The sequence below is a fragment of the Brevibacillus choshinensis genome (assembly GCF_016811915.1).
Taxonomy (GTDB): domain Bacteria; phylum Bacillota; class Bacilli; order Brevibacillales; family Brevibacillaceae; genus Brevibacillus; species Brevibacillus choshinensis_A.
Genome location: NZ_CP069127.1, coordinates 805,143 through 829,897, shown reverse-complemented (window position 1 = coordinate 829,897; position 24,755 = coordinate 805,143). Strand labels below are relative to the sequence as shown.

Below are 24,755 nucleotides of genomic sequence, written 5' to 3'. Positions count from 1 at the left end.
ATTTGCAGGACGGGGAGATCAAGTGTGGAAGCGTCTTTATGGAAGAACAGCTCGTTCCTGAAGCTGTGGCTGGCGCAAATGACAGCCAATATCGGAGATCAATGCTACAGCTTCGCCCTGCTCTGGTACTTGCTGCAGGCGACGAAATCAGGAACCGCCCTCAGCTTGCTCGCCATTCCGGAAATGGTGGCAGGATTGCTGTTCTACTTAATCGGGGGTGTGCTTGCTGACAGATACAGCCCCCGGCTCTTGATGGTGGGTGCGGATATCGCTCGCATCGCCGTGGTCATTTTTGTCGGCGTCATGGCTGTGTGGGGGATCGAACAATTCGCTTTCTTTTTGGCTGCCCAATTTTTTCTCGGCGTCTTTTCCAGCCTTTTTCAGCCTGCTCGAACAGTGGCACTCAAAAGCATCCTTCCCATGGAGCAGCTGAGCAGAGCCAACGGAATCCTGGACACAACCTTTCGGACAGTCCGAATCTTGGCCCCGATGACGATCGGTTTACTGGCTGCAGCCGTCCCGCTGTCTACGCTCTTTTTCGTCAATGCGGGCAGCTATCTGATCTCGGTCTTGTTCCTCTTCACGATTCGTCACTCCATGCAGAGGCAAACGAACGATTCGACCAGCAAGCTGACCGCTGCGCAATACAGGCGTGATATCGGGACAGGCGTGAAAGAGCTCCGCGCCAATCGCTACCTGTTCCAAGTTTTGCTTTTCGGCAATCTGGGTTATCTCGTATGGCTGGTCACCTACAACGTCGGTTTCCCTTTTCTTGCGGAGAGTATGGAGCAAGGCAACGGCAGTACGCTCGCCATGCTGATGGGCTTCTACGGCATCGGCAATCTGCTGGGCAGTCTCTATATGTCGCGTGCTTACTACACGAGATATTTGCTCGTGATCTTGATCGGCTGGCTGATGCAGGCATGCGGATTTTTGCTTTTGACCGCTGGCGCTTCGCTTCACTGGATTGCCTTTCTGGGGGCTGCACTTGCCGGAGTCGGGGGTCCACTCATCGGGATTCCGACCGTTACCGCTATCCAGGTCAAAGCGACGGACGCAAACGTCGGAAAAGTGTACGCCATCAACATGCTGATGTTTACATTTTTCGGCATGCTCTCGAGCAGTCTGGGGGCCATTTGGCTCGGAAAGCTTCCGGTTGAGCAGCTCTTCCTGATTAGCGGCTTGTTTTTAACCGCTCTGACAATCACCGGACTGATGGTGGAAAAACGAAATCGAACCATGAAGCACCAATCCTTTGACGCGTAGTCGGAAGGATTGGTGTTTTATTATCTGTGCGAAAACTTGAAAAAAAGAATTGCAATGCCATTTTTCATGTCATATAATCTGACATAAATAAATGAAGTGTTAGGATACCTAACACAAAAAGGAGTGGATTGAATGGAACCGACTCTAGCGCAACTCTCTTCTGCCATTGATGCCACGTGGGTCATGGTATCCGCGATTCTGGTCATCCTCATGCAAGTAGGCTTCGCACTCTTAGAGGCTGGATCGACCCGCATGAAAAACGCAGGTCACGTTGCCGGCAAGACCGTGCTCACTTTCGGGATCTGCTCCATCGCATTTTGGGCGTTCGGCTTCGGGCTGACCTTTGGAGACGGAAACTCCTTCCTCGGTCTATCCGGATTTTTCTTTGACGGCACTTCTACCGATTCTTTCTCCGCTTTTTCCGCAGCAACAATCCCTATCTCGATTCTCTTTTTGTTCCAGTTAGCCTTTTGCGCCGTTTCTCTCGCCATCGCCTGGGGCGGTTTTGCAGAGCGTGCCAAGCTGTCTATTTATTTCATCTTCAGCGTATTGTTTACGGTCCTCATCTACCCTGTTGTCGGTCACTGGGTCTGGGGCGGCGGTTGGCTCGCCCAGCTCGGCATGCAAGATTTCGCCGGTTCGACGGTCGTCCACTTGCAAGGTGCCATCGTAGCTCTGGTCGCTACCATCCTCTTGAAGCCACGTCTCGGCAAATACAATCGTGATGGCAGTTCCAACCTGATTCCCGGGCACAACCAGGTGTATTCCGTTCTCGGCGTGCTGTTCCTGTGGATCGGCTGGTTCGGTTTCAACGCAGGCTCCACCCTCGGCAGCACCTCTGGATTTTTCGGTTACATCGCGATGACGACCAACCTCGCAACAGCAGCCGGTGCAGTCGCCGCTCTGGCGATTTCCTGGATCGTCATGGGCAAAGCTGACATTCCAAGCATGCTGAATGGCGTATTGGCCGCACTGGTAGCCATCACTGCTTCTTGCGCATTCGTCGATCCTTGGGCAGCTGTCGTGATCGGTGCAGTGTCAGGTATTTTAACATTCTACACTTCCATCTGGTTTGACCGCATCGGCATCGACGACCCGATCTTTGCCTTCTCTGTCCACGGTGTGGCCGGGATCTGGGGTACATTGTCCACCGGTCTGTTCGCGACTCCAGAGCTCACGGAAAAAGTAGGGGTGGGCGCACCTGGATTGTTCTACGGCGGCGGCTTCCACCAGCTCGGGGTGCAGGCGCTGGGATTGGTGGGAGCGATTGTCTACGTATTCGTCGTTTCGTACATCATTCTGTCTGCCCTGAAGGCAACGATCGGTCTGCGAGTAACTGAAGAAGAAGAGGTGGTTGGTCTTGACCTTAGCGAACATGGGGGATACGGCTATCCCGAACTTCTCCAACCTGAACGCGTACAACCCGCAGCAGCAGTCAAAGCAAGTGCCTCTCACACTCTCTCCTGAGCAGCTGGAGCGGATCAGCCGAGCGGAGTCCTTTCGCGAGCTGTCTTCCATCCGTCAGGAATTGCTGGACGCCACTCCTCTGCGCACCTTGACCCGCGCAGGGGAGCTGGCTCCCTTTGCGATCGTGGTGAATTTGATTCATGACAGCATCATTCGGCATAGCGTGCTCCTATCCGTAGGCGAACTGGCGAAAAGGGGAGTGGGAACACCTCCCGTCCCTTTTGCGTTTCTCCAGTTTGGGAGCGGCGGACGCCACGAACAGGCACTCATCAGCGATCAGGACAACGGTCTCGTCTATCAGCTCCCCGATCATCTGGATCAGGCCCAGGCAGAAAAAGTGCACAGCTATTTTCATCTGCTGGGGGCGACGATCGTACAAGGTTTGGAGGAGGCAGGCTATCCTCCTTGCCAAGGAAATGTGACTTGCGTTTCCCAAAGATGGCGCGGCAGTGTCGAGCAATGGATCGACCGTCTGGACGGCCTTGCCTCCCACCCCATTTGGGAAAACGCCCGCTACCTGCTGCTCGCCAGCGACGCCCGCGTCCTTTGGGGCGAGTCGGCTATTTTCCAGCCCGTGCTGGATCACTTCCGACGCCTGCTTGCGGACAATGCCTTTTTGATGAGCCGCCTGGCGAGCAATACTTTGCATTACCGCGTCCCTCTCGGCTTGTTTGGCCGCATCCTGCCGGAGGTCAACGGCCGCTTTCGGGGAGCCATTAACCTGAAATACGGCGTCTATTTGCCCATCGTCAATTGCATTCGCCACTTTGCCCTCGCCAATGGAATCTTCTGCAGCTCGACACTCGAACGACTGTCGCTGCTGCGTGAGAAGGGCATCTGGGAGAAAAGCTTTTGCGATGACTTGGAAAATCATTTCCGACAAGTACTCGGCTTGCGCCTGGTTGCTCCCCTCCACTGGGAGGACGGACAATACACCAGCAACAGCTACATCAAACTAAGGGAACTGTCATCCGACACCACCGTCATGGCACGTGGGGCTATGAAGCTCGCCATTCGCCTGCAGCGAATGACAGCAAAGCTCCCTTCCGTCTCCAAAGGGTAGGAGGGAACATCTTTGGCAAAATGGGATTTATTTGGACGATTGTGGCATATGAACCGCGAGATCGCAGGAGCCCAAGGTGAATGGAATTTCGGACACAACGAAGGTGACAAGCATCACGCCGCCTATCTTCGTTCATTGAATAAAGAAAGGCGGCAGGCTGATTCCGGAGCGGACATGCCGCTGGAAGACCTCGAGGTGGTCGTCGTGGATATCGAGACGACTGGCTTTTACCCAGACCATGGCGATGCCATCATCTCGATTGGGGCAGTGGCGATGAAAGGTGATAAGCTGTTATTGGGAGATTCCTTTTATACGCTGGTCAATCCCAGCCGCTCCATCCCGCCCCATGTCAGCTCGCTCACGGGAATATCCAACGAGATGGTCGCCACTGCCCCTGACCTATTGCCGGCCATGTCACGGTTCTTCCGTTTTGTGGGCGATCGTCCGCTGGTGGCTCACCACTCTCGCCATGAACGCGAGTTTTTTCGGGCAGGGCTGTGGAAGACCAGTCGCCGTCCCCTGACGCATCGCATGCTCGATACGATGCTATTGATCCGGCTGCTGAGCAATCCAATCGGTAACGGTTCGTTGGACGCGCTATGCGCCCAGCATGACATCCCGATTTCTCGCCGCCATCATGCCTATTGCGATGCCGTTGCCGCGGGCACCTTGTGGGGAATGTACCTTCTCAAGGCGCAAGAAGCCGGCTACAAAGACTTGCGTCAGGTTTATGAAGCCCTGAGGTAGAGCAAGGAAATCAACTGGAGAACGAGGGAATAATGGTATGGTAAGCATCCGAGACGCACAAATAAGCGATTTGCCGGCCATGCTGGCCATTTACAATCACGCAGTGAACACGCTTGTCGCCACCTTTGATCTGGAAGAGCAGACTCTGGAGCAACGGGAAGTCTGGTTTCACAAGCACGGAGGCCGCTATCCACTGATCGTCGCAGAAGACGGTGATGAAGTCATCGGCTACTGCTGTCTTTCTGCTTTTCGTGAAAAACCAGCGTACGGAAACACCGCAGAGCTATCCATCTACATCGCAGAGAATCAGCGCGGGAAGAGTGTTGGCTCTGCCCTGATGCGAGACATCCAGAAGCGCACGCGAGAGCTGGGGTTTCACGTCGTAATCAGCGGGATCACAGGAGGAAACGAAGCGAGTGTCCGACTCCACGAGAAGTTTGGGTTCACCCTCGTCGGGAAGCTGCGGGAGGTCGGTTACAAATTCGGGGAATGGCATGACGTCCATTACTATGAATGGATGGTCGGGGAAGAGCACATTTCGTAACAAGCAAAATCCGTCCGCAAGGCTGCTGGACGGATTTTTTGTATTCAATCTCTTTTTTCTTTTGCTACAATATGGAAAAATCACTCATCCACCCAACAAGGAGTGTCTCCATGCCCTTTCAATTGCGACCGTTTCAGGAACCAAACGACTACGTCGCTCTCTCAGCCTTTTACAACCAGCTCCAACCCGGATCTTCTTCGCCAGAAGACCTAGCTGCAAAGGACAAGCAAATCCCCGCCCAGTCACGCCTCTTTCTGGATGAGAACCAGCAGCTAGGCGGCTTTGGCAGAGAGCGCATCGTAGCCGAATCTGCCGACACTGGTGAGAGTATCGGCTACGCCCAAATCTGGAGAGCTCCCTGGACTCCTCCCGGGTGCCTTGCGACCTTGTTTTATGTCGCCCCCGCACATCGGGGACAGGGAGTCGGTACTGCCCTTCTCACTCACCTCCTCGCATGGGCGAAGCAAAAGCAGGCAGATACCGTCATGTCCGAGCTCAAGGACTGGGTCCCCCACTCGCTGGATTTTGCGCTCAAACAAGGCTTTGCGTTGGATGCGCATATCTTTGAGCTGCATTTGGACGTGAATGCGTTTGATGAATCGGCAGGGGAAGCTGCGCTCTCCTCTCTGAAACAGCGCGGCATTACGTTTTGCACACTCGGAGACATCGCTGCCGCCCGGGAGCAAGCCGAGGAAAAGCTGTACCGCTTGTACGCTCAGACCCTGCGAGACAATCCTGGCCATGTCGGTGAACTGCCTGACTTGGACGAGTGGCGGCGTGAAGCCTTTCCCTCCCATGCCTTCGATCCCGAGCTCGTGTTTATCGCAGCAGACGGTGAGCGATTTGTAGGCGTAACAACGGTCTTTCACACGGATCAGCCCGGTATCAAATACACCGATTATACAGGCGTCGATCAGAACTATCGGGGACAGGGCATCGCCACAGCACTCAAGCTGCTCTCCATACAATCCGCCAAAAAGCGGGGAGCCCATACCTTATCCACCGAGACAGAAGCGAAAAACAGCCCAATGCAGGCCGTCAACCGAAAACTCGGCTACGTGCCGGGCAAAGGGCATTATCGTGTCGTCAAACATTTACACGCAACAAGAGACACTCGCTCTTAAGGCAGCCCCGCTCAGGCTTCTTTACTGGTCAGAGGCCGCGTCTATCACTCGACCGTTCGTCATTTGCAGCAGCTGTTCATAGGAAACTGGCAGCAGTGATTCTGCTAGCCCAGCCGCAGTATACACGAGGGGAAAGCGCTGCAGGGATGAATCCACATAGATCGGCACTTCCCGAAGCAGTGCAAACGGGCATACCGCTCCCACCTGAAATCCGGTTACAGCCTCTACCTCCTCTGGCGTAGCCATTTTCGCCTTTGCCCCATGGAAGGCTGCCTTGACCTGCTTGGCGTGGATACGCACATCGCCAGCAGCTACAAACATGGCGTACTCATCGCCCGAACGAAACAAGATGGATTTGGCTATTTGGCCGATTTCTACCCCCAATGCCGTCGCTGCTGCCTCCGAGGTTTTCATCGGCTCTGGATAAAGCAGCGGCACGATGGCGGGATCGAATTCCTGTACAAAACGCTCGACTCTCTCTAACGGACTCGTATTCATTGGAGATCCTCCACATCTATTTGATCCACTAAAATAACGGGTTGCCCCATTATAGGACAACCCGCTTCCTTACTCCGATACGAACACGGCGTCCCCTTCTGCCACTTCACCAGGGGTGATGACCGAAGCATACACGCCAAAGTGATTGTCGTGTCTCTTCACACAAGCCTTCAACACCGCCGGATTCATCTCCAGCGTATCCGGATCAATGTTCACGTACATGCAGCGCTCGCAATGGCGGTTCACTTGCAAGACGACATCGCCTATGCGGATCTGCTTGCCCATCCAACGATCCTCTGCGAACGGCTCATCCTCCTCCAGCACCACGACCAGATTTCCCCGGAATCTTCTCGGATCCAGCTGCTCTTCCCCGATCAAGCGAGCGATCTCCCGCAAAGATGCATCGGTCACCAGCAGAATATGGTCCTCCCAGTTCTTGCCGCCTTCCAGCGGGGTACTTCTCTTTGGCAAAATGGGCCGCTTGGCTGTCTGAGCCACGTGATCAAACAGCGAATCGCCCCACGTATGTACGCTCCCGTCTTTTGCCACGACGCGTATCTCCGGATATTGCTCGTCTGCTGACTGCTCCGTAAAAGTCGCAGCGTAACCGAGTAGAGCCGGTACCACGTCGGCGCTGAGGTATTTTCCATTGCGGGATTCATCCAGAAAATAATAGCCGCGGTCTCCGTACAGTCCGAAGGCATCCACCTGACAATGCGTCAGCTGCTCCCCACGCATCGCCTTGACCGGATGCCGGAAAATGCTTTGCAGTCTCCCCACTTGCTTCACGGGTACCTCTCCCCTTTTCGCTTTCTTTATCCTTTGATGAACGAATTGCGTACGCGGCTCCAAAAGGTAAGTCGCTTGTACCGGGCGAATTTCACCTTTTCCTGCCCGACCCTGCAGGAGATGGAGCGAACATCCCTCCAGATGTCCTGCTCACGATCCAGCCCGATCATAATCTCCGGGTTCATGACGATGAGCTCGACCTCATGATGCTTTGGCAAAACCAGTGAGCTGTTGATGGTCCGATACGCCTGATTGTTGATGGAGGCGATTTCGGATAGCTGTATCGCTTCGATCGACGGGTGCACGATGGCTCCATCTACCGCCTTGTTGTATGCCGTGCTGCCAGATGGGGAGGAGACGATCAATCCATCTCCGCGAAACGTCTCCAGTTCGTCCCCGTTTATGTAGACGCATGTCACCAGTGTAGATAACGATGCATTTCGCAGAACGAGCTCATTCAATGCCCACTTGCGATGGACCGCACCATCCCGCATCGTGATACGGCAATCCACGATCGGGTATTCCACGATGGCCGGCCGGTCTTGCTGCAACCGCTGTACGAATTCATCGAGCTCCTCTGGTCTCCAGTCTGCATAAAATCCCAAATGGCCGGTATGAACGCCGACGTAGGAAGGCTCGACACCATATTGATGAACAGCTTCCAGCAGTGTCCCGTCACCGCCAATCGAGAGCACCATGTCGGGATGGTCATCCGGGCCTTCCACAAATTCGCATGGGGTGGAAGCCAGCTTATCTTTCAAAGCTTGTTCCACTTCCCTCGTATAATCGTCATTTCGCAGTACAGTCGCAATCTTCATGCCGATCTGCCCTCACTTTACTCCTTGCAGCTCCAAAACCGCTTTTCTTTTTTCTCACTATACCACAGGAAATTGCCAGTTGCATGGAAACTCCCTTTTTCTACCATCGATCATCCAGAAAGGTGCGTTCCCTAAACTCTTCCAGCCGTCGGTGCGTGGCCGGAGACAGGTCCTCAGGGAGCTGATCCCACTGAAAAAACATCTTTTCCGCCACTTCCCCATCATTTCGCGACCACTTCTCGTCCATGCGTCCATCCGTGACATGAAAGAGTGCGATATGGTCACGCTTGCCTTCCCGTTCACTGTAAAAGAGATGGCACAACCGGATTTGTCCACCCAGAAGCCCGCATTCCTCCTGCACCTCCCGGCGTGCCGCGTCAAAGAACGACTCGCCCTTCTCCACCCCTCCGCCTGGCAGATACCATCCATTCACGTAGGTGTGGCGAATTAACAGGACGCCCTTTTGCTCATCCGTCACGATCACCCTGACTCCGAGGGTGATTGGCTTGCGAATTTTCCAATACCATCTCTGCAAGGAATGGTACCATGCCATGTTTTCTCGTCTCCTGTGTTTCTTTTTTTGTATGAAAGTCTCTCTGATTGATAATATAAGCACGGATGCACGATCCCGCGCCAGAGTCAGATGGCCATCCTGCATCCCTGCCAGGTAAAAAGAGAAAGACGGGCCTATCATAAGGCCCGCCCTTTACGCCAGGCGATTTTCCAGCTCTTTGACGATAGCCTCTGCCTTACGGACCCATCGGGAGTCCACGTCTGCATCCTTGTCCAGCGGCTCCTGAAACTGGTTCATGGCCGAAGAAGCTATCGGCTCGTAATAGCCAATATCCTGCTCCACGCCCGTTTGATAGACATGCTTGAGCACAAAGGGATTCCCCAGCTCAATCCACGCATCTGCACTGTCGAGCTCGCCCTGCAGAACTTTGATCGGCAAGCGCAGATAGACCATATTTTGATCATCCAACGCTCGGTCAAAATAACCTTGCTCATAGTCCCAATTGGACAGAGTAAAGTTTGGCTGGAGTGTTTCGCGAAAATAGCCAAATGTCCCCTTGGTTCCCGGCAAGCTGCTTTGAATCGGTCTCATCACCCATCCCTGCCTTTCCAGATTCTGATTGTAGTGTGTGACAAAGCACGCGGTTGTACTCACCCAATCAAGCAGCCGAAACGAAATGACACCGGGTGCTGAAGATGTTGGATATGTTTATTGCCGAAAAATCAACAAGTCCCTGAACCCAAATCGATGGGCAGAGACTTGTTAGGTCGCTTGAGTTTTTAGAGCAGGGCGATGGTAAGCAGCGTGAACAGCGCAAGCGGAATGATCTTGCGTCCGTTTCCACACGCGCGTCTTCTTCTTTTCGGTGTAACTACGACGGCTGCCCGTGGCGGGGGCGGTGGAGGTGGTGGAGGTACCACGGGGAAGCATGGCATCGGCTGCGGGAATGGCCCATACGGAGAGAGAAAGGGATTTGGACCGCCAAACGGACTCACCTGACTGTAAGGGCTCACCGGACCATATGGATAGTTATGATCGGTGTACGGGCTGACTTGACCTTTATCCGAATGGTATGGACTGACCTGGCCAAATGGGGCATTCTCTGCATGGTATGGACTGACTTGGCCAAATGGCGCATTCTCTGCATGGTATGGACTGACTTGACTAAAGGGCGCATTTTCATTCCCATAGGGATAGCCTGGGTAGCTGCTGCTGCCGTAAGGACTGACCTGTCCATATGGATTACTGCTGCTGCCGAACGGGCTCATCGGCCCATAGGGTCCCATCTGTCCGTAGGGGCCCATCTGTCCATAGGGACCCATCTGTCCATAGGGGCCCATCTGTCCATAGGGTCCCATCGGCCCAAAAGACCCCATCCCCCCGAACGGTCCCATGCCGCCGTAAGGATTGCTGCTGCTGCCGAATCCACCGAATCCTTGGTAGGGAGTGCCCGGGAACGTCATGCCTACATCCATATACGGATACTGCTCCGGGTAGCTTTCTCGGCCGGCGACTTCCTCTACCTGATCGTCATCTATGAAGTCTGCGTCTGGATCGTAGTCTGGATCATCCACTTCGACATAGACGTTCTGGTCGTCAAAATCTACGATCACGCCTTCAAATATTTGTCCGTCGATCGCTTCAATGCGCACTTTTTGCTCCAAGTGTTCTTTGACGATGTTGTGCACATTATGGCGTATATCCTTTATCATGCTGACTGTCTGAAAGTCAATCTGATAAAGGTTTTTGTCGTCCTCAGACTGCATGGAAACTCCTCCCCTTCTGGTGTTTCTTTATTACCATATACAAGTGCCCATGGGGAGGTGTTCCGTTTTCGAATGCAGACCAGCCCATTTTATGAATGCCGGGCTGAAGGAAGGATCAAGGGAGGAAGCGACTGGGCAAGAAAGCTTCCAATCGATCCACTCGTCCGCTCTCGACGTAATCGGCCATTCGCTTGGCGGTGATAGGGGAGAGCAAAATGCCATTGCGGAAATGGCCCCCGGCGAGCGAGAGTCCTTCCCAGCCAGGTACAGGGCCGAGCAGCGGTTTTCCGTCAGCAGTAGCTGGACGCAAGCCTCCCCACGCCTCCAGGAACGCCGCTGCATGCAAGGCTGGCACATAAGGCATGACGCCATTTAGAACACTCGCGAGCCCTGCCAGTGTCACTTCTCGTTGGAAGCCGCTCTCATCCTCCGTCGCCCCGATGACGATCTTTCCGTCCTTTTTCGGCGTGATGTAGCCGGATGTGCCAAAGATCACGGTTCGCAGAGGAATTCCTACAGAAGAGACAGCCGCAATCTGTCCTCGTACGGGTCTGACCGGAATGGCAAGGTCGAGCATCTGCATCATGATTCCCGCCCAAGCTCCAGAGGCGATGATGGTATGCTCTGCCCGAATAGGTCCAGAGGTCGTCTCTACCCCGATGACACGACCGGCTTTTACCGCGATCCCACTGACGACGCATCCCGATAAAAGCTGCACGCCCTGGATCCGGCAGGCAGTCACCAGCGAACGCAACAAAAGGCGGTTGTTGATGTGGCCTTCCCCTGGAGAGTGGATCCCCGCCACGACTTGCTCGCTCAAAAGCGGTTCGACTTCTCGCAGCTCTTTGCCATCCAGCCAGCGGACATCATGACCCGCTTCCTTTTGCCAGTGAAACTTGGCCTTTAGCTGTTCACTCTCCGCATCATTCAAAGCAACGGTGACGAGCCCCTCCAAACTCAGCTGCACATCTCCTGCTGCCCGCTCCTCCAGCTCCTGCGCCCACTGCGGATACAGCCGCAAAGACTCCATCCCGAGATCGAGCATCGGGCCCATGGATGCAAATTCTTTTAATGGGGCCAGCATGCCAGCTGCAGCTGAAGAAGCCTGACCGCCCCACTCTCCCTGCTCGACCAGCGTGACCGACAGCCCCCGTTTCGACAGCTCATACGCGACGCTCAGCCCAATAATTCCTCCGCCCACTACCAGACAATCACTCATATTCCTCTCCCCTTCTCTCTTGCTGCCCTATCGCCGAATGTGAACCTAAACATCCCGAAAGTGAAAAAGCCCACCGATTTTCCTCGCAGGAAAAGGTGGGCTCATACGCAATACAAAAAATACAATAGCGTTGTTCGCTCGCAACCACATCCCTGCGCCGGCATGATCCGGATCAGGTGCAATGGGTCGATGGTCGTCGCTGCCATCCTCTCAGCCCCGCGTGAAGGACTCCCCAAGTTGCTTTCGTTATGTCATTTTCACTGACCAGTATAGACTTCTATCTACTGATCTGACAAGTAAAAATCGGTCTGAAAGTCCGTTAATCCTCGTCCTTGACATCATAGCTTTCCGGAATCGGCTCGTGGCGAGATGCTTCCTCCCACTCCCGCAAGCGGCGCAGCTCCTCCAGATGATGCCTGAACTGTTCTTTGTTGATCAAATATTCATTCCCGTCATGAACCGTCCGAATCCGGCCTTCCTTGATTTTTTCCTGAATGAACGCCTCCGGCAGCTCCAGATATTCCGCCGTTTCGGATACGGTCAAATACGTCTTGTTCTCTTTCAATCTAGCCTCCAGTTCCGCTTTCTGCCGTTCGTAGCCCGGCTTGCCTAGCAAAGCAAACATGTTGGCCTTGTAAGCCTCCACCCCGGGTTGGTCGAACGGATTGACGCCCAGTAAATAGCCACTGATCCCGCACGCTTTTTCAAAAAAGTAGATCAGAGCGCCCAGATAGTACGCCGTCGCTTTCGGTATTTCCACCAAAAGGTTGGGCACGCCTCCATCCACGTGTGCCAATACTGTACCTTCGAAAGCCTTTTTATTGACATACCCCATCTGTTTGCCCGTCAGGAAGTTAAGTCCATCGGCATCCGCGGGATCTTCCTGCACGGTTACATCGACAGATGGCGTCGTTACGGAAATGACTGTTTCAAACAATTGCCGCATGCCATCCTGTATGTACTGGCCCATCGAATGAAGGTCCGTTGAGAATTCCGCAGAAGCAGGAAAAATCCCCTTCCCGTCCTTGCCCTCGGACTCTCCGAAAAGCTGTTTCCACCACTCGGAGAAATAGCGGAATTGCGGCTCGTAGCTGACCAACAGCTCCACCGTCTTCCCTTTTCGATACAGGGCGTTGCGTATCGCCGCATACTGATAGCATGGATTTTCCAGCAGATCGTTCACCATGTACTGCGCCCTCGCATCCGCAGCTCCTTGCATGAGCGCATCCAGGTCGGCTCCACTCACAGCGATGGGGAGCAAGCCCACAGCCGTCAGCACGGAATACCTGCCTCCGACGTCGTCCGGGATCACAAAGCTCTCATACCCTTCTTCGTCGGCCAGCTTTTTCAAGGCACCCTTTGCCTTATCCGTGGTGATGTAGATCCGCTTTTTCGCTTCGTCCCGTCCGTACTTCCCGACCAGCCAGTCGCGCAGCAGGCGAAAAGCGATTGCAGGCTCTGTCGTCGTGCCTGATTTGGAAATGACGTTGATCGAGACTTGCTTGTCTTCCAGGACGTCCATCAAGTGGGAAATGTAGACGGGACTGATGTTGTTTCCGACAAAATATATTTCCGGGGCGCGCCGCTTGGACTTGGGCAGCAGATTGTAAAAGCTGTGTCCCAAAATATCCAGCACCGCCTTGGCCCCCAAGTAAGAACCACCGATTCCTATCACCAAAAGCACATCTGAATCAGACTGAATGCGTGCTGCCGCTTGCCGAATCCGGTTGAATTCGATGCGGTCGTACTGTTCGGGTAAATCTACCCACCCTAGAAAATCTCTGCCTGGTCCTGTCTTTTTGTGCAGCATCTCATGCGCTTGTCCAATCGCTGGAGCGAGCAGCTCCCATTCATGTGGTCTGACAAAAGCAAGAGCGTTGGAATAGTCAAAACGAATCGCTTGGTTCATGGCTCCCCTCCCAGGAACGTCATCTATTTCCTATCTTATCACGCAAAATCGGCAGAAAGTACATTCCGCCAAAACATAACAAAATGTGACTGGAATGTGAACGTTTCGGCATGTCCGTTACCTTTCGCCTGCGATTCCGTAAAACCTTCGGGAAACGAAATAACCAGAAATTGAAAAAACACCCAAGGAGAATGACTATGAAAAAACGTTGGTGGATCATCGGTTCCGCCGCTGTGGTTTTGGTCGCGGGAGTCGCCCTGATGAACCTGATGGGCTCCAAACAGGCAATGGGTTTGCCAGTGACCATCGGATCCGCGACCAAATCAGCATTGGAAAGCAAAATCCTGACGTCGGGGGTCGTCGCTGTAGAGGACAAGCAAAAGCTGTTCGCAAACGTCACGGGTACCTTGCACGAATTTTCCGTCAAGGAAGGCGACAAGGTCAAAAAGGGACAGATCATCGGAAAAATAGATACCTCCGATGTCGAAAGCAGGATTCTGGATCTGGAAGCGCAGCTGGAGCTGGCTAGGGCCAACCTCGCCAAAGTCCAGGCAGGAAACGAACCGGAAGAAGTGGCGCAGGAGCGAGAACGCCTGTCGCAAGCCGAACGGGAGTACGATATGAACAAACGAGAGTACGACCGGATCAGCCAACTGCACGTCTCGGGTGCCGCCACGGAGCAGGAATTGGACAAAGCCAAATCGGCAGTAGATTCGTCCCTCTCGACCTTGAATGTCGCCAAACAACAGCTTGCGCTTCGGCAAAAGGGACCTCGCAAGGAAGAGATCGCTTCCCAGCAGGCGCAAATCAACAAGCTGCTGGTGGAAAAGGGACAGCTCGATAAAGAACGCATCCAAAGCGTCGTTGTGGCTCCAACAGACGGCACGGTGATCGCACGGGCTGCAGACAACGGCCAATACGTCAATAAGGGAACGGAAATCCTCACGCTCGCCAATTTGGACCATTTGTTGATCGAAGCGGATATTAATGAATCGGATGTAAGCAAGCTGGGGCTCGGACAGAGCGCGGTCATCGAAGGAACCACCCTGGGCAAGCATAAGCTGGGCGCGAAGGTCTCCCGCATCGCACCGATCGCGACGACGACGCAAAGCGGCTCCGGTCAGGGAGAAAAAACACGTGTCAAAGTGACACTGGAGCCTACCTCGACTGATATCGCTGCCCTGAAGCCGGGCTTTCACGTAGACATCAACATCACCGTAGAGAAAATCGATAACGCACTGCAGGTCCCGATCGAATCTATCCAGCAGGACACGGATGGCAGCACCTTTGTTTGGGTGGCTGCAAATGGCCTGGCCAAAAAGCAGAAAGTCGAAACCGGCATGGAAAACGAACTCTTTTCCCATATTCGCAGCGGTCTGAACGGCGACGAGCAAATCATCCTGAGCCCGGTCGAAGGAATGGCAGAAGGAACCCCTGTCATGCCGTTGTCAGGCTCCGCTTCGATGGGCTTGTAACCACTTTGCGAGGAAAGGAGGTCAGCCGATTATGCTACTCGTAGAAGGCTTGACGAAATCATACATGACGGGGGATTCGACGCTGCCCATCTTAAAAGGCGTCTCCTTGCTGGTGGAAAAAGGGGAGTTCGTCGCCATCATGGGACCATCCGGTTCGGGAAAATCGACGTTCATGAACATGCTCGGCTGTCTGGATCGCCCGGATAGCGGGACGTATGCACTCGATGGAATCGAAATCAGCAGTCTCAAGGACAAGCAATTGGCGCACGTGCGCAATCAGAAGATCGGCTTCGTCTTTCAATCCTTCAATTTATTGGCTCGCTCCACCTCTCTGCACAACGTAGAGCTTCCGATGATGTACGCGAACATCAGCCGTTCTGAGCGGCGCAACCGTGCGATGGAGGCACTGAAACGGGTCGGACTGGCGGAGCGCATTCACCACAAGCCCACTCAGCTCTCGGGGGGACAAAAGCAGCGGGTCGCGATCGCGCGCGCTCTCGTTAATCGTCCGGCTATCTTGCTGGCAGACGAACCGACCGGGAACCTCGACAGCCGCTCCGGTACAGAGATCATGGCGATGTTTCAGGAGCTGCATGAGCAAGGGGTCACGATCATCCTGGTCACGCACGAGCTGGACATCGCGCAGCACGCCCAGCGGATCGTGACCTTTAAAGACGGTGTCATCATCCGGGACGAGAAGGTAACGGATCGGTTGTTTGCCACGCCGTCAGACGAGGTGATTGTGACATGAATCTACTGGAGAGCTTTTACACCGCGATCGAAGGCATTTGGGCCAACAAGATGCGATCCGGCCTGACCATGCTCGGCATTATCATCGGGATTACCTCCGTGATTGCCGTCACCACTCTCGGGGAAGGCGGCCAGAGGGCCATTAATCAAGAAATGGAGAAGTTTGGCCAATTCACCTTCAACGTCTATACGAGCTGGGAGAGCAAGGAGGAATACTCCCCTGATGACCTGACGGTAGAAGATGCCGAGGTGCTTGGCAAAATCAGCCCTGCCATCGACTATATCGTCCCGTACAACTCCAGCACCATTGAGATGAAGGGTCCCAAAAAGGAAGAACGGGTCAATCTGACGGCTACTACGCCTGATTACTTTGCCATGCAAACAACGATGAAGGTAGCCAAGGGACGCTTTTTCAATGCTACAGACGACAAAGAACAGCGCGCCGTCATCATCCTCGAGGAAGCACTGGGCCAAAAGCTGTTCGGGCAAATGAATCCGATCGGTCAGCGTGTGCGCTGGGGGAACCACTCTCTCGTCGTCATCGGCACGTATACGGAAGAAAAATTCAAATTTGACATGGGCCAGCAATCCTTTGGTGCCTTTGTACCCATTCGCTATCATTTGAGCCTGATGGAAGAGCCGTCCGTGCAAATGTTCATGGGGAAAGCCAAGGACAAAGCGTCCATCCAGCCTGCCATGCAGCAGACGACACAGTATCTGGCACGCAAGCACCAGAAGCAGGATCACTACCGGGCAAACAGCATGCAGGAGTCCATGGATCAGTTCAACCAGCTGACAGGCACACTGACGATGATCTTCAGCGTCATTGCCGGAATCTCGCTCGTGGTCGGCGGAGTGGGTGTCATGAACATCATGCTTGTCTCTGTCACCGAGCGGACCCGGGAGATAGGGATTCGCAAGGCATTGGGGGCGCGAAGGCAGGATATCCTCATCCAGTTCTTGATCGAATCCGTCATCGTCTGTCTCATCGGGGGACTGATCGGCGTCCTGTTCGGCCTGGGGATCGCCGCCCTGATTTCCCACTTTGCGAATTTGCCGCCTCTCCTGTCCTGGAACAGCGTCATCATCGCCTTCGCCTTTTCCAGCGCGATCGGCATCTTCTTCGGCCTCTATCCGGCGAATAAAGCTGCCAAGCTCGATCCGATTGAAGCATTGCGTTACGAGTAAACAGATCCAACAAAAACAAGCACCTGCTGAGAAAGCGCTGCAGGTGCTTGTTTATGTCGGGAATGTATCCGTCATCAGCTTCAAAAGAAAAAACAGCGCAATCCCCGCGACTGCCACCGTCCACCAAAGCGGTTTGCTATCCATGTTACCCGTCTTGTAAATGCCGATCAGCTTCCAGGTGCCCACGGCCACACAGAGGAGACTGATCAGGAGCAGGATTGTCCCCATGATCTCCCTCCCTTCCCTCTCCTAGCTATATGGGAGGGCGGGGAAAAAAATCACTCTTTCGGCACATCCTTTTTTCCCAGACGGTTCAGGACAGCTCGTCCTCTTTGTTTGATCGACTCGTCCGATACGGTGAGCTCGCGCTTTTTCATCATGCCGTTTTTGGAAGTATCCGGTCGGTCGTTTCGGCGCTCCTGACGCATCAGCTGTACTTGCCTTTGCCTTTTTTCTCGTACTCATCCAGCAGCTCGCCAAAGCTCTTGTTCTTTTCGCGCTCTTCCTGCTCGCGGCGCTTTTTTTCGGCCGCTTCCTGTGCTTGTCGCTCGGTTTCGGCTTTCATATCTTTTTCCAGCTGCTTCAATTTGCCAAGCGCAGCTTCACTCAGCATTTCTTTCAGGTTCAATCCATTTTTTTCCTCTTTGACTGCTGCCGCTTCCTGAGATGGACGCTGCGGTCTTTTTTGCTGTTTTTTTGCCATCTTCTTCCCCTTCCCTTCTTCTATCCTTATAATGCCCTCATTCAATGCCATGGGTCTGGTCATACTATCTGTTATTCCGACATGAAAGAGGAGGTCATGACAATGGTACGCAACAAAGCGAAGGACTTTGGCAAAACCGCTGAAATTCGCGGGCCAAAAGCCCAATCGGAAGCTGTTCGTTCGGACGGCTCCATTAATAGTGAACCACAAGAGAGGTTAAAAGAAAACCGTTGATCCTGGTGAAACAGACCAAACCGCCGTTCCTACTGGGCTCGGCGGTTTTTCTTGGACACGCTCTGTGCCCTTACCTTCCTGATCGCTCGTTCCTGCTTGATCAAAGTTAGCTTGTCGGCAAATTGGAACTGACACCCTTTGCGAAGCAGCCGCTTGGCGAGATCCCGTTCCATCTCGAGCTTTGGCAACTCCTTGCAGCCTCCTGCACGCAAAAGATTTTCGCGAAGAACGGAGACATGCTGTGTCTGAAATAACGTCCATGGCGATCGGTGCTGCTCCAGCCGCGGACCATATTTTTGTCGGATCGCTTGGCGTTTCTCAGCCTCCGGGCACGGCAACCCGATGTGAAAGAGCTGTCCACTGACAATCTGGCTCTCCTCCAGCAGAGGTACCGTGCTATGCATCGTATGAGGCCGTTTGATATGTGGATACAGTTCCAGCCACTCCCTGCACTCCTGCTGCTGGATCGGGCTGAAATCGGGTTCGTAGACGGAATAAATGCGTGTGGTCCCAAGCCCAAGCAGCACCAGCTTATCCGAGAGCTCATGGGCATGCCGATGTACACCGATAAACTCGCGTGGAACCATCATGTTGCAGGACAGCAGGATGACCAGATCTCCGCTAGCACGGGCGATCCCGGCATTGATCAAGTGGTAGTACGGCATTCTTCTGCGAAATCGGATGACTCGCACCGGATAGTGGGCGTCAAAGCGCTCGACTCGCTCCGCTACCCCGTCGCAGGAAGCATTGTCGAGCACAATCACTTCGAATTCTTCAAATGCCGTGAATTGCAGATTCAGGCTAAACAAGGTGTACAGGAGCTGATCAGCTGCGTCTCTGATTGGAATGACGACACTGGTGAGCATCGGATCTCCCCCTTTTTATAACGTATGCCGAAGAACCGCATTTGGGCTGGGCTCTCAGGTATAAGGGGATTGCCCTTGATGCATCTTATTGAAAGAAGCCTTCCCCCAAAGGAGGTCCTACTGATGGACAAAGACAAGCGGGAATCCAAAGAAACCGAAAATATCGCCATCGACGGTACGCTGCCGCATCAAATCAGCGCCCCTGATTTCAAAAACTCGAGCCGCTCGATCCAAAAGCCGTTCGTCAACGAATTTGGCGTCGTGATCGGGGACAGTTTGTACGATTCGCAGGAGTCTCCCCTCAACAACTGGAGCACCGAAACGGATCCCAACATCATGGCTGGGGATCAGTGGGTACATCCTACCAACGATATTGGCTGGAACACGATTGAAAATAGAGAGCTGCTGGAGGACAAGCCGCCAAACAGAGCCCGTTTCATGCACCCGACACTCGACGTGAGCAAGGGCAAAGACTGACCTGTCCTTCCTATGGAAATAACCCATCCCGTGCAGTCCCATTGCCGGATGGGTTATTCGTTTGTGATACAATGGGCGATAACGAGATGAGAGGAGCATACCCATGAGTATCACACTTACTATCGAGCCGGCATTCGCTCTCGCCTATAGGCGCTACGCCGAATTTCAGCCAGGTGACGTTTTGCGTCTGTACGTTCGAACGAGTGGCCCTGGAACTGGGGGCATGTTTTATGCCATTGAAAAAGATGAAGTCATGCAGGACGATGCCGTTTTTGAAGTGGAGGGATTGCGATTTGTCATCCGCTCGACCGATTTTTGGTACTTCGACGGAGGCAAGCTCAGCTATAACCCCTCGTATGGCGAATACGGCTTTTCCTTTTCCAATCCTCGCTTGGAAGACTAGCTTCTGACCTCGACGCGAACTCACCAAAGAAACTATTCCGCGAGATAATCGTATACATCAGTGACTGCGATGACGTATGGGAGGAACACACTGATGAAAAAAAGCCGTTCGGTCCTCTTGGCCATCGGTGCCTTTTTATTGACCAATTTAAAATGGCTGCTTGGAATTCTGAAGTTTTCCAAATTCGGCACAACCCTGCTGTCCATGATCATCAGCTTGTGGGCTTATGCTGTTTTTTACGGATGGAAATTTGCTGTTGCACTGGTCTATCTCATTTTTGTTCATGAAATGGGGCATGTGATCGCTGCCAAACGAAAAGGGATCGCCACGTCCCCAGCGGTCTTTATTCCGTTTGCTGGCGCGTTTATCTCCATGAAGGATACTCCCCGTGATGCCAGCACAGAGGCGTATCTCGCCTATGGCGGTCCGCTTGCCGGAATGATTGCCTTTTTGCCTGCTCTGCCCCTCTATTGGTGGACACACGATCCGTACTGGGCCCTGGTGATTTATCTCGGCGCCTTGCTCAACCTGTTTAATCTCATGCCGATATCGCCTCTGGATGGCGGACGCATTGTCTCCGTCCTCTCCACCAAGATCTGGTTCATCGGACTGGTCGGCCTGGGCGTGATGCTGTTTGCGAATCCCGGACCGTTGATGGTCTTCATCTTCATCATCGGGCTGATTACCTGGTGGAGCCGATTGCGTGAAGGCTACCTGCATCAAGTCCTCCATTACGAAAGGGAGCACCTGAATGGCTTCCTGAATGAAATTGAGCAATGGCCGCACCTCGAATCGTCCTGGAACAAACGCGTGGAGCTCGGCCAGGAAATCGACTTCCTGGAAAAGAAAGAACCGCCAAAAGGCTTCCTTATTCCTTTTTTGCAGGATGAAAAACGTTTCAAGCGCGATCAGCTGCGGTTAGATAAGGTATATCTGTACCGAAAATGGGAGCTGTTCAAGCAATGGGAGCGCGAGCCCGTCATGTTTATTGACGGAGACCCCTTCCAACCAGCTCCTTCCGCTGCCTTGCAGGAAGCCGAACACAAAGCTGTTCAGCGACTGGGGGAGGTCGACGAACAGATGCACCGGCTGACCACGTACTACACCGCTCCTGCTTCTACCAAATGGAAAGTCTTGATTGCCTATCTCGCTCTCGCAGCCGTCCTGTCCGGATTCTTCGTATACGGTCAGCATTTGCTGGGGCGCTAAAGTCGCATACATGTACAAAAACGTCCGGTTATTGCAACCGGACGTTTGACTATCTATGACCTTCTCTGAGCGCAAAAACGTGCGATACGGTTATCTGACCGTCGCTCTTGTGAGTCAACAGGTCCCCAGCGCCCAGTACGGAGGTTTATCGGCTTTGTCGGGTCATCGATTAATTTGTAAAATAGAAAGTGTACTTTCACAAAATTCCAGAGAGGATGACTATTTGCTTGGATAGCGTTCCGATAGTGCTCAACCTACTGCTTGTCATTTTTCTAGTCTTTCTGAACGGCTTTTTCGTAGCCGCAGAGTTTGCTCTCGTTAAGGTGCGGCAAACGCGCCTGACGCAGTTAGTCAATGAAGGAAACAAACGAGCTACCTACGCCCAAAAGGTTACCCAAAAGCTGGACGGATACTTGTCCGCCTGCCAGGTAGGTATTACGCTTGCCTCACTGGGTCTCGGTTGGGTCGGGGAACCGGCCATCGCTCACATGATTGTGGAACCTTTGCTTGGCTCGACAGGACTTCCTGATTACGCGATCTCTGCCATCTCGTTCGGTGTAGCATTTGCGATCATCACGTTCTTGCACATCGTACTGGGTGAGCTGGCACCAAAGTCAATGGCGATTCAGAAAGCGGAAGCGACTTCGCTGTGGGTTGCTGCGCCATTAATGTTCTTCTACAAATTGCTTTATCCGGCTATCTGGTTCTTGAACGGGACGGCCAACGCGCTCATGAAGCGACTGGGTATGGAACCCGTGTCCGAACATGAAGCCGCGCATACGGAAGAAGAAATTCGCATTCTCGTAAACCAAAGCCATCAAAGCGGCCATATCGACCAAACCGAGCTGTCGCTGGTGGAACACGTTTTTGACTTCTCCGAAACCTTGGCACGGGAGACAATGATCCCGCGCATCGACATGGTTTGCTTATATACCTCGAACACGTTTGAAGAGAATCTGGAGATCATCCGCACTCAAAAGCACACTCGCTTCCCTGTAGCGGATGAGGACAAAGACAATATCATCGGTTTTGTCCACGCTACCGATTTCTACCTGTCCGCCCTGCAAGACGGCCGAGTCGAATTGGCTGAGCTGCTCCGTCCGGTACTGACTGTTCCGGAAACCATGGAGATCAGTACGGTATTGCGCCTCATGCAGAAAAAGCGTTCGCAGCTGGCAATCGTCATCGACGAGTATGGCGGTACTGCCGGTCTGGTGACGATGGAAGACATCCTGGAGGAAATCGTCGGCGATATTCAGGACGAATTTGACGAAGAACGACCTGAGATCGAAAAAGCCGAGAACGGCCTCTCTGTCTCCGGCATGCTCACCCTCGCCGACCTGAATGACCATATCCCGTTCGAGCTCGAATCCGAGGATGTGGACACGATTGGCGGCTGGTTGTACAGCCAGTTGGAAGAAGAAATCGCCGTCGGAGCTTCTGTCGAGTGGGAGAATCACTTGTTCACCGTCAAACAGATGGACAATCACCGCGTGACGCGCGTCTTGATCACGGAGCTGCCACAGGCAGAAGAAGTGGCTGCCGAAGAGCTGCAGACCGTTTCCTGATCCCTATCTGAATAAACAGCAGCGCCCCATTCCAGCCGCCATGGCTTCGGAGTGGGGCGCTTTTTATCAGGTTCCCTCGATTGCTTGGGTCGGCTCCCAATCGCGAATGCCGTTGTCTTCGAGAATTCCCATCGTCACGTCGCTTATGTCCGGGTCTGTCAGCACACTGTCGCGTATCCGGTACTTGATATCGTCAGCCACAGCAAGCGTCATCCCTGGCCGCAGCTCCACGTAGCACTCGACATGGTAAAAACGGCCTTCCTGAACAATCCGCAGACGATTGATATCGGTCACATCCGGATCGGCGAAAATGATCTTGGCGACGCGATCCTCGATTTCTTTGGGGGCTGCCACACCGATCAGGCCGACCATGTTATCGTAGCCTACCTTGAACGCTACACCGATCATCAGCACGCCGATCAGCATCGTAGCGATTCCATCCAGCAGGGCAAAGGTGGAAAATTGGGTCACAACAACCGCAATCAAAGCCAGCAGTGCTCCCGACGTCGCTACAATATCCTCGTAAAACACCAGGCGTGTCGGAGGTGCCGCACGTCCGACATTGCGGAAAGCAGCCGGAACGATCGCCCATCCTTTGGCGTCGACCCGCGTCTCATGGACAATCTCCTTCATCGCTTTGATTAAGACATAGCCGTCGACGACGATCGCCAGAAACAAAATCCAAAAGTTGATCCAGAAATGACTCGCGTGAGCCGGCTCCTTGATGAGGTGTATCCCTTCCATGATCGTCTCATATGCCATCACGGTGACGACGATGACTGCGATCATGCAAAAGAGATTGATGACGCGGCCAAAACCGGTGGGAAACCGCGGTGTCGGCTTTTTCTCGGCCAAAACACTGCCCACGAAAACAAAGCCTTGATTGACAGCATCTGCAACGGAGTGCATCGCTGAGGCAAACATGGCCCCACTGCCGCTGTAAGCTGCTGCCAATCCTTTGACGATCGCGAGCCCCGTATTGCCCAAGGCTGCGGTAGCCGAAGACATGTTACCCTTTTTTAACGTTGCCCAAAGAGAGCCCATCCTTTTATGTATCCTCCTCATGACAGATCAAGTTCTGATTATGCACGTTTCATTATACTATTCCCTGTGCGGTTGCGGATGGTGCTTTTTACACAAAAGGAAAATAATTGAAAAAGAGACAGTGCAAAAAACGACTGTCTCCTCGATGTTCCTATTCTTATGCGATCAATTTCAGTCCGGCTACCGACACGATGACAAGGGCAATGCAGGTGATGCGCACCTTGTCCCTGGGCTCCCCGTACACCAGCATCCCCACCAGGGCACTGCCTACGGTCCCGATCCCAGTCCATACGGCATAGGCCGTTCCCATCGCGATTTCTTTCATCGCAAAGGTCAACAGGATAAAGCTCAGTGCAAAGCCACCGATGAGCACCAGATAGGAGCGAAGCGATGGTTTTTGGTTGACCATGGTAATCCCCATGACTCCTACCACCTCAAAACACCCTGCCAAAATCAAGGCTACCCATGTCATGCTGCTTCCCCTTCCTTTCTTGGATGATCTTCGTGATCATGCGTCACCAGTTTCAAGCCGATAATGCCGATCAGCAGGAGTGCAATCAGCCCGATCTTTGCCCAGCTGAACGGCTCGCCGAAAAAGACCATCTCACTGATGACCGTACCAGCCGTCCCCAATCCCACGAACACGGCATAGACCGTACTGGTCGGCAATTTCTTCCCAGAATAGATCAGGACAGCAAAGCTGACCACCAGAGCGATAACGGTAAAGGCCCACGTCAAGATGCTGTCTGCATGCTTGAGCCCGGCTACCCAACCCACCTCAAACATACCAGCGATGACGACAAGAAGCCAATTTTTTCCCATAGCGACATGCTCTCCTCTCTTTACCCGTATCATTCCCCTACTCGTTTGGATCATCGAATCGGGCAGCGGCTTTTTTTCCACGCAAAAAAAGCCGCGGTCGAATACCATTCGATATTCTCCCGGGCTTTTATCCCTCCGTGTACACGGCCAAGCCGTGTGTTTTCTCTCGGACCAGACCGGTGCTCTATTGCATCCGCGGAACCCTAGAAAACTTTGGGTATGATAGTAGGTGTCTTTGTTTTGATTCCCTATACTTTATCACAAAACATTCACTGGCTCAATGGCTGTTGCT

Annotated in this window: 29 protein-coding genes, 1 pseudogene and 2 riboswitches; of the genes and pseudogenes, 14 read left to right on the top strand and 16 right to left on the bottom strand. The window is 53.4% G+C overall.

The window, feature by feature from the left end; all coding sequences use genetic code 11:
* Nucleotides 1-24: 24 nt before the first annotated feature.
* From JNE38_RS04370 to JNE38_RS04345, 6 genes are all read left to right on the top strand, one after another.
* Entirely contained in the window at nt 25-1,266 is a 1,242-nt protein-coding gene (locus JNE38_RS04370; RefSeq protein WP_238933553.1) for an MFS transporter, read from the top strand.
* Nucleotides 1,267-1,398: 132 nt separating this feature from the next.
* Complete coding sequence (locus JNE38_RS04365; protein WP_203355417.1) at nt 1,399-2,733, top strand: ammonium transporter; 1,335 nt, start codon at nt 1,399-1,401, stop codon at nt 2,731-2,733.
* A complete protein-coding gene (locus JNE38_RS04360; protein ID WP_238933552.1) occupies nt 2,627-3,796 on the top strand; it encodes a DUF294 nucleotidyltransferase-like domain-containing protein in 1,170 nt (389 codons plus the stop codon). Before JNE38_RS04365 ends, JNE38_RS04360 begins: the two co-directional genes overlap by 107 nt.
* Nucleotides 3,797-3,808: 12 nt before the next feature.
* Nucleotides 3,809-4,543 carry an exonuclease domain-containing protein gene (locus JNE38_RS04355; protein ID WP_203355416.1) on the top strand — a complete coding sequence of 245 codons (735 nt, stop codon included), beginning with the start codon at nt 3,809-3,811 and terminating at the stop codon, nt 4,541-4,543.
* 37 nt (nt 4,544-4,580) lie between these two features.
* Nucleotides 4,581-5,087, top strand: a complete 507-nt coding sequence (locus JNE38_RS04350) for a GNAT family N-acetyltransferase (protein WP_203355415.1) — start codon at nt 4,581-4,583, stop codon at nt 5,085-5,087.
* A gap of 110 nt (nt 5,088-5,197) precedes the next feature.
* The gene (locus tag JNE38_RS04345; RefSeq protein ID WP_203355414.1) at nt 5,198-6,211 is read left to right on the top strand and encodes a GNAT family N-acetyltransferase; all 1,014 of its coding nucleotides are present in this window, start codon (nt 5,198-5,200) and stop codon (nt 6,209-6,211) included.
* 21 nt (nt 6,212-6,232) lie between these two features.
* On the opposite strand, the gene JNE38_RS04340 is transcribed toward JNE38_RS04345, so the two are convergent.
* The 9 genes and pseudogenes from JNE38_RS04340 to JNE38_RS04305 form a co-directional block, all read right to left on the bottom strand.
* A complete protein-coding gene (locus tag JNE38_RS04340) occupies nt 6,233-6,709 on the bottom strand; it encodes a YbaK/EbsC family protein (protein ID WP_203355413.1) in 477 nt (158 codons plus the stop codon).
* Between the two features lie 69 nt (nt 6,710-6,778).
* The gene (locus JNE38_RS04335; protein WP_203355412.1) at nt 6,779-7,498 is read right to left on the bottom strand and encodes an MOSC domain-containing protein; all 720 of its coding nucleotides are present in this window, start codon (nt 7,496-7,498) and stop codon (nt 6,779-6,781) included.
* A 26-nt stretch (nt 7,499-7,524) separates the two neighbouring features.
* Entirely contained in the window at nt 7,525-8,316 is a 792-nt protein-coding gene (locus JNE38_RS04330; protein ID WP_203355411.1) for an NAD kinase, read from the bottom strand.
* Between the two features lie 100 nt (nt 8,317-8,416).
* Nucleotides 8,417-8,869 (bottom strand): NUDIX domain-containing protein, encoded by a 453-nt coding sequence (locus JNE38_RS04325; protein WP_203355410.1) that lies wholly within the window; start codon nt 8,867-8,869, stop codon nt 8,417-8,419.
* Nucleotides 8,870-9,022: 153 nt separating this feature from the next.
* Complete coding sequence (locus JNE38_RS04320) at nt 9,023-9,421, bottom strand: YugN family protein (protein WP_203355409.1); 399 nt, start codon at nt 9,419-9,421, stop codon at nt 9,023-9,025.
* Nucleotides 9,422-9,609: 188 nt separating this feature from the next.
* A complete protein-coding gene (locus JNE38_RS04315) occupies nt 9,610-10,596 on the bottom strand; it encodes a hypothetical protein (RefSeq protein WP_203355408.1) in 987 nt (328 codons plus the stop codon).
* Nucleotides 10,597-10,711: 115 nt separating this feature from the next.
* Nucleotides 10,712-11,815, bottom strand: coding sequence for a glycine oxidase ThiO (thiO, locus tag JNE38_RS04310; RefSeq protein WP_203355407.1), 1,104 nt, complete (start codon nt 11,813-11,815; stop codon nt 10,712-10,714).
* A 132-nt stretch (nt 11,816-11,947) separates the two neighbouring features.
* Nucleotides 11,948-12,060, bottom strand: a riboswitch (TPP riboswitch).
* 74 nt (nt 12,061-12,134) lie between these two features.
* A complete protein-coding gene (locus tag JNE38_RS31050) occupies nt 12,135-12,359 on the bottom strand; it encodes an excisionase family DNA-binding protein (RefSeq protein WP_343071686.1) in 225 nt (74 codons plus the stop codon).
* A 15-nt stretch (nt 12,360-12,374) separates the two neighbouring features.
* A pseudogene (locus JNE38_RS04305) lies at nt 12,375-13,724 on the bottom strand (glucose-6-phosphate isomerase); the annotation flags it as partial.
* Between the two features lie 197 nt (nt 13,725-13,921).
* Between JNE38_RS04305 and JNE38_RS04300 the strand changes: the two are divergent.
* From JNE38_RS04300 to JNE38_RS04290, 3 genes are read left to right on the top strand one after another with little or no spacing between them, the layout of a single operon-like run.
* The gene (locus JNE38_RS04300) at nt 13,922-15,199 is read left to right on the top strand and encodes an efflux RND transporter periplasmic adaptor subunit (RefSeq protein ID WP_203355405.1); all 1,278 of its coding nucleotides are present in this window, start codon (nt 13,922-13,924) and stop codon (nt 15,197-15,199) included.
* A gap of 31 nt (nt 15,200-15,230) precedes the next feature.
* Nucleotides 15,231-15,950: an ABC transporter ATP-binding protein gene (locus tag JNE38_RS04295; protein ID WP_203355404.1), complete on the top strand. Its 720-nt coding sequence runs from the start codon at nt 15,231-15,233 to the stop codon at nt 15,948-15,950.
* Nucleotides 15,947-17,137, top strand: coding sequence for an ABC transporter permease (locus JNE38_RS04290; RefSeq protein WP_203355403.1), 1,191 nt, complete (start codon nt 15,947-15,949; stop codon nt 17,135-17,137). Before JNE38_RS04295 ends, JNE38_RS04290 begins: the two co-directional genes overlap by 4 nt.
* 51 nt (nt 17,138-17,188) lie before the next feature.
* Here JNE38_RS04290 and JNE38_RS04285 read toward each other — a convergent pair whose 3' ends face one another.
* The 3 genes from JNE38_RS04285 to JNE38_RS04275 are packed head-to-tail and all read right to left on the bottom strand — an operon-like array spanning nt 17,189 to nt 17,840.
* The gene (locus JNE38_RS04285) at nt 17,189-17,365 is read right to left on the bottom strand and encodes a hypothetical protein (protein WP_203355402.1); all 177 of its coding nucleotides are present in this window, start codon (nt 17,363-17,365) and stop codon (nt 17,189-17,191) included.
* 50 nt (nt 17,366-17,415) lie between these two features.
* Entirely contained in the window at nt 17,416-17,565 is a 150-nt protein-coding gene (locus tag JNE38_RS04280; protein WP_203355401.1) for a hypothetical protein, read from the bottom strand.
* Nucleotides 17,565-17,840, bottom strand: coding sequence for a YqkE family protein (locus JNE38_RS04275; protein ID WP_203355400.1), 276 nt, complete (start codon nt 17,838-17,840; stop codon nt 17,565-17,567). Before JNE38_RS04275 ends, JNE38_RS04280 begins: the two co-directional genes overlap by 1 nt.
* Nucleotides 17,841-17,942: 102 nt before the next feature.
* Here JNE38_RS04275 and sspK point away from each other — a divergent pair, with 102 nt between their 5' ends.
* Nucleotides 17,943-18,074, top strand: coding sequence for a small acid-soluble spore protein K (gene sspK / locus JNE38_RS04270; RefSeq protein WP_003391014.1), 132 nt, complete (start codon nt 17,943-17,945; stop codon nt 18,072-18,074).
* A gap of 29 nt (nt 18,075-18,103) precedes the next feature.
* Here sspK and JNE38_RS04265 read toward each other — a convergent pair whose 3' ends face one another.
* Entirely contained in the window at nt 18,104-18,940 is an 837-nt protein-coding gene (locus JNE38_RS04265; RefSeq protein ID WP_203355399.1) for a glycosyltransferase family 2 protein, read from the bottom strand.
* 123 nt (nt 18,941-19,063) lie between these two features.
* On the opposite strand from JNE38_RS04265, the gene JNE38_RS04260 reads away from it, so the two are divergent.
* From JNE38_RS04260 to JNE38_RS04245, 4 genes are all read left to right on the top strand, one after another.
* Entirely contained in the window at nt 19,064-19,417 is a 354-nt protein-coding gene (locus tag JNE38_RS04260) for a DUF3905 domain-containing protein (RefSeq protein ID WP_203355398.1), read from the top strand.
* Nucleotides 19,418-19,520: 103 nt separating this feature from the next.
* Nucleotides 19,521-19,820 carry an iron-sulfur cluster biosynthesis family protein gene (locus JNE38_RS04255; protein WP_203355397.1) on the top strand — a complete coding sequence of 100 codons (300 nt, stop codon included), beginning with the start codon at nt 19,521-19,523 and terminating at the stop codon, nt 19,818-19,820.
* A 93-nt stretch (nt 19,821-19,913) separates the two neighbouring features.
* Nucleotides 19,914-21,029, top strand: coding sequence for a site-2 protease family protein (locus JNE38_RS04250; RefSeq protein WP_203355396.1), 1,116 nt, complete (start codon nt 19,914-19,916; stop codon nt 21,027-21,029).
* 227 nt (nt 21,030-21,256) lie between these two features.
* Entirely contained in the window at nt 21,257-22,597 is a 1,341-nt protein-coding gene (locus tag JNE38_RS04245; protein ID WP_203355395.1) for a hemolysin family protein, read from the top strand.
* A 66-nt stretch (nt 22,598-22,663) separates the two neighbouring features.
* Here the strand turns inward: JNE38_RS04245 and JNE38_RS04240 are convergent, their stop codons facing one another.
* The 3 genes from JNE38_RS04240 to JNE38_RS04230 all read right to left on the bottom strand — a co-directional run bounded on the left by JNE38_RS04240 (nt 22,664) and on the right by JNE38_RS04230 (nt 24,463).
* Nucleotides 22,664-23,641 (bottom strand): cation diffusion facilitator family transporter, encoded by a 978-nt coding sequence (locus tag JNE38_RS04240; protein ID WP_203355394.1) that lies wholly within the window; start codon nt 23,639-23,641, stop codon nt 22,664-22,666.
* A 157-nt stretch (nt 23,642-23,798) separates the two neighbouring features.
* Nucleotides 23,799-24,113: a DMT family transporter gene (locus tag JNE38_RS04235; RefSeq protein ID WP_203355393.1), complete on the bottom strand. Its 315-nt coding sequence runs from the start codon at nt 24,111-24,113 to the stop codon at nt 23,799-23,801.
* Nucleotides 24,110-24,463, bottom strand: coding sequence for a DMT family transporter (locus JNE38_RS04230; protein WP_203355392.1), 354 nt, complete (start codon nt 24,461-24,463; stop codon nt 24,110-24,112). The genes JNE38_RS04235 and JNE38_RS04230 overlap by 4 nt, the downstream gene beginning before the upstream one ends.
* Before the next feature lie 114 nt (nt 24,464-24,577).
* A riboswitch (guanidine-I (ykkC/yxkD leader) is annotated at nt 24,578-24,681 on the bottom strand.
* Nucleotides 24,682-24,755: the final 74 nt, after the last annotated feature.

Bases quoted from the DNA above. Each gene is read 5' to 3' on its own strand.
- JNE38_RS04365 (WP_203355417.1), top strand. From the start codon at position 1,399: ATGGAACCGACTCTAGCGCAACTCTCTTCTGCCATTGATGCCACGTGG.
- JNE38_RS04350 (WP_203355415.1), top strand. From the start codon at position 4,581: ATGGTAAGCATCCGAGACGCACAAATAAGCGATTTGCCGGCCATGCTG.
- JNE38_RS04345 (WP_203355414.1), top strand. From the start codon at position 5,198: ATGCCCTTTCAATTGCGACCGTTTCAGGAACCAAACGACTACGTCGCT.
- JNE38_RS04340 (WP_203355413.1), bottom strand. From the start codon at position 6,709: ATGAATACGAGTCCGTTAGAGAGAGTCGAGCGTTTTGTACAGGAATTC.
- JNE38_RS04330 (WP_203355411.1), bottom strand. From the start codon at position 8,316: ATGAAGATTGCGACTGTACTGCGAAATGACGATTATACGAGGGAAGTG.
- JNE38_RS04325 (WP_203355410.1), bottom strand. From the start codon at position 8,869: ATGGCATGGTACCATTCCTTGCAGAGATGGTATTGGAAAATTCGCAAG.
- JNE38_RS04320 (WP_203355409.1), bottom strand. From the start codon at position 9,421: ATGAGACCGATTCAAAGCAGCTTGCCGGGAACCAAGGGGACATTTGGC.
- JNE38_RS04315 (WP_203355408.1), bottom strand. From the start codon at position 10,596: ATGCAGTCTGAGGACGACAAAAACCTTTATCAGATTGACTTTCAGACA.
- thiO (WP_203355407.1), bottom strand. From the start codon at position 11,815: ATGAGTGATTGTCTGGTAGTGGGCGGAGGAATTATTGGGCTGAGCGTC.
- JNE38_RS04300 (WP_203355405.1), top strand. From the start codon at position 13,922: ATGAAAAAACGTTGGTGGATCATCGGTTCCGCCGCTGTGGTTTTGGTC.
- JNE38_RS04295 (WP_203355404.1), top strand. From the start codon at position 15,231: ATGCTACTCGTAGAAGGCTTGACGAAATCATACATGACGGGGGATTCG.
- JNE38_RS04290 (WP_203355403.1), top strand. From the start codon at position 15,947: ATGAATCTACTGGAGAGCTTTTACACCGCGATCGAAGGCATTTGGGCC.
- JNE38_RS04285 (WP_203355402.1), bottom strand. From the start codon at position 17,365: ATGGGGACAATCCTGCTCCTGATCAGTCTCCTCTGTGTGGCCGTGGGC.
- JNE38_RS04280 (WP_203355401.1), bottom strand. From the start codon at position 17,565: ATGCGTCAGGAGCGCCGAAACGACCGACCGGATACTTCCAAAAACGGC.
- JNE38_RS04275 (WP_203355400.1), bottom strand. From the start codon at position 17,840: ATGGCAAAAAAACAGCAAAAAAGACCGCAGCGTCCATCTCAGGAAGCG.
- sspK (WP_003391014.1), top strand. From the start codon at position 17,943: ATGGTACGCAACAAAGCGAAGGACTTTGGCAAAACCGCTGAAATTCGC.
- JNE38_RS04265 (WP_203355399.1), bottom strand. From the start codon at position 18,940: ATGCTCACCAGTGTCGTCATTCCAATCAGAGACGCAGCTGATCAGCTC.
- JNE38_RS04260 (WP_203355398.1), top strand. From the start codon at position 19,064: ATGGACAAAGACAAGCGGGAATCCAAAGAAACCGAAAATATCGCCATC.
- JNE38_RS04255 (WP_203355397.1), top strand. From the start codon at position 19,521: ATGAGTATCACACTTACTATCGAGCCGGCATTCGCTCTCGCCTATAGG.
- JNE38_RS04250 (WP_203355396.1), top strand. From the start codon at position 19,914: ATGAAAAAAAGCCGTTCGGTCCTCTTGGCCATCGGTGCCTTTTTATTG.
- JNE38_RS04240 (WP_203355394.1), bottom strand. From the start codon at position 23,641: ATGGGCTCTCTTTGGGCAACGTTAAAAAAGGGTAACATGTCTTCGGCT.
- JNE38_RS04235 (WP_203355393.1), bottom strand. From the start codon at position 24,113: ATGACATGGGTAGCCTTGATTTTGGCAGGGTGTTTTGAGGTGGTAGGA.
- JNE38_RS04230 (WP_203355392.1), bottom strand. From the start codon at position 24,463: ATGGGAAAAAATTGGCTTCTTGTCGTCATCGCTGGTATGTTTGAGGTG.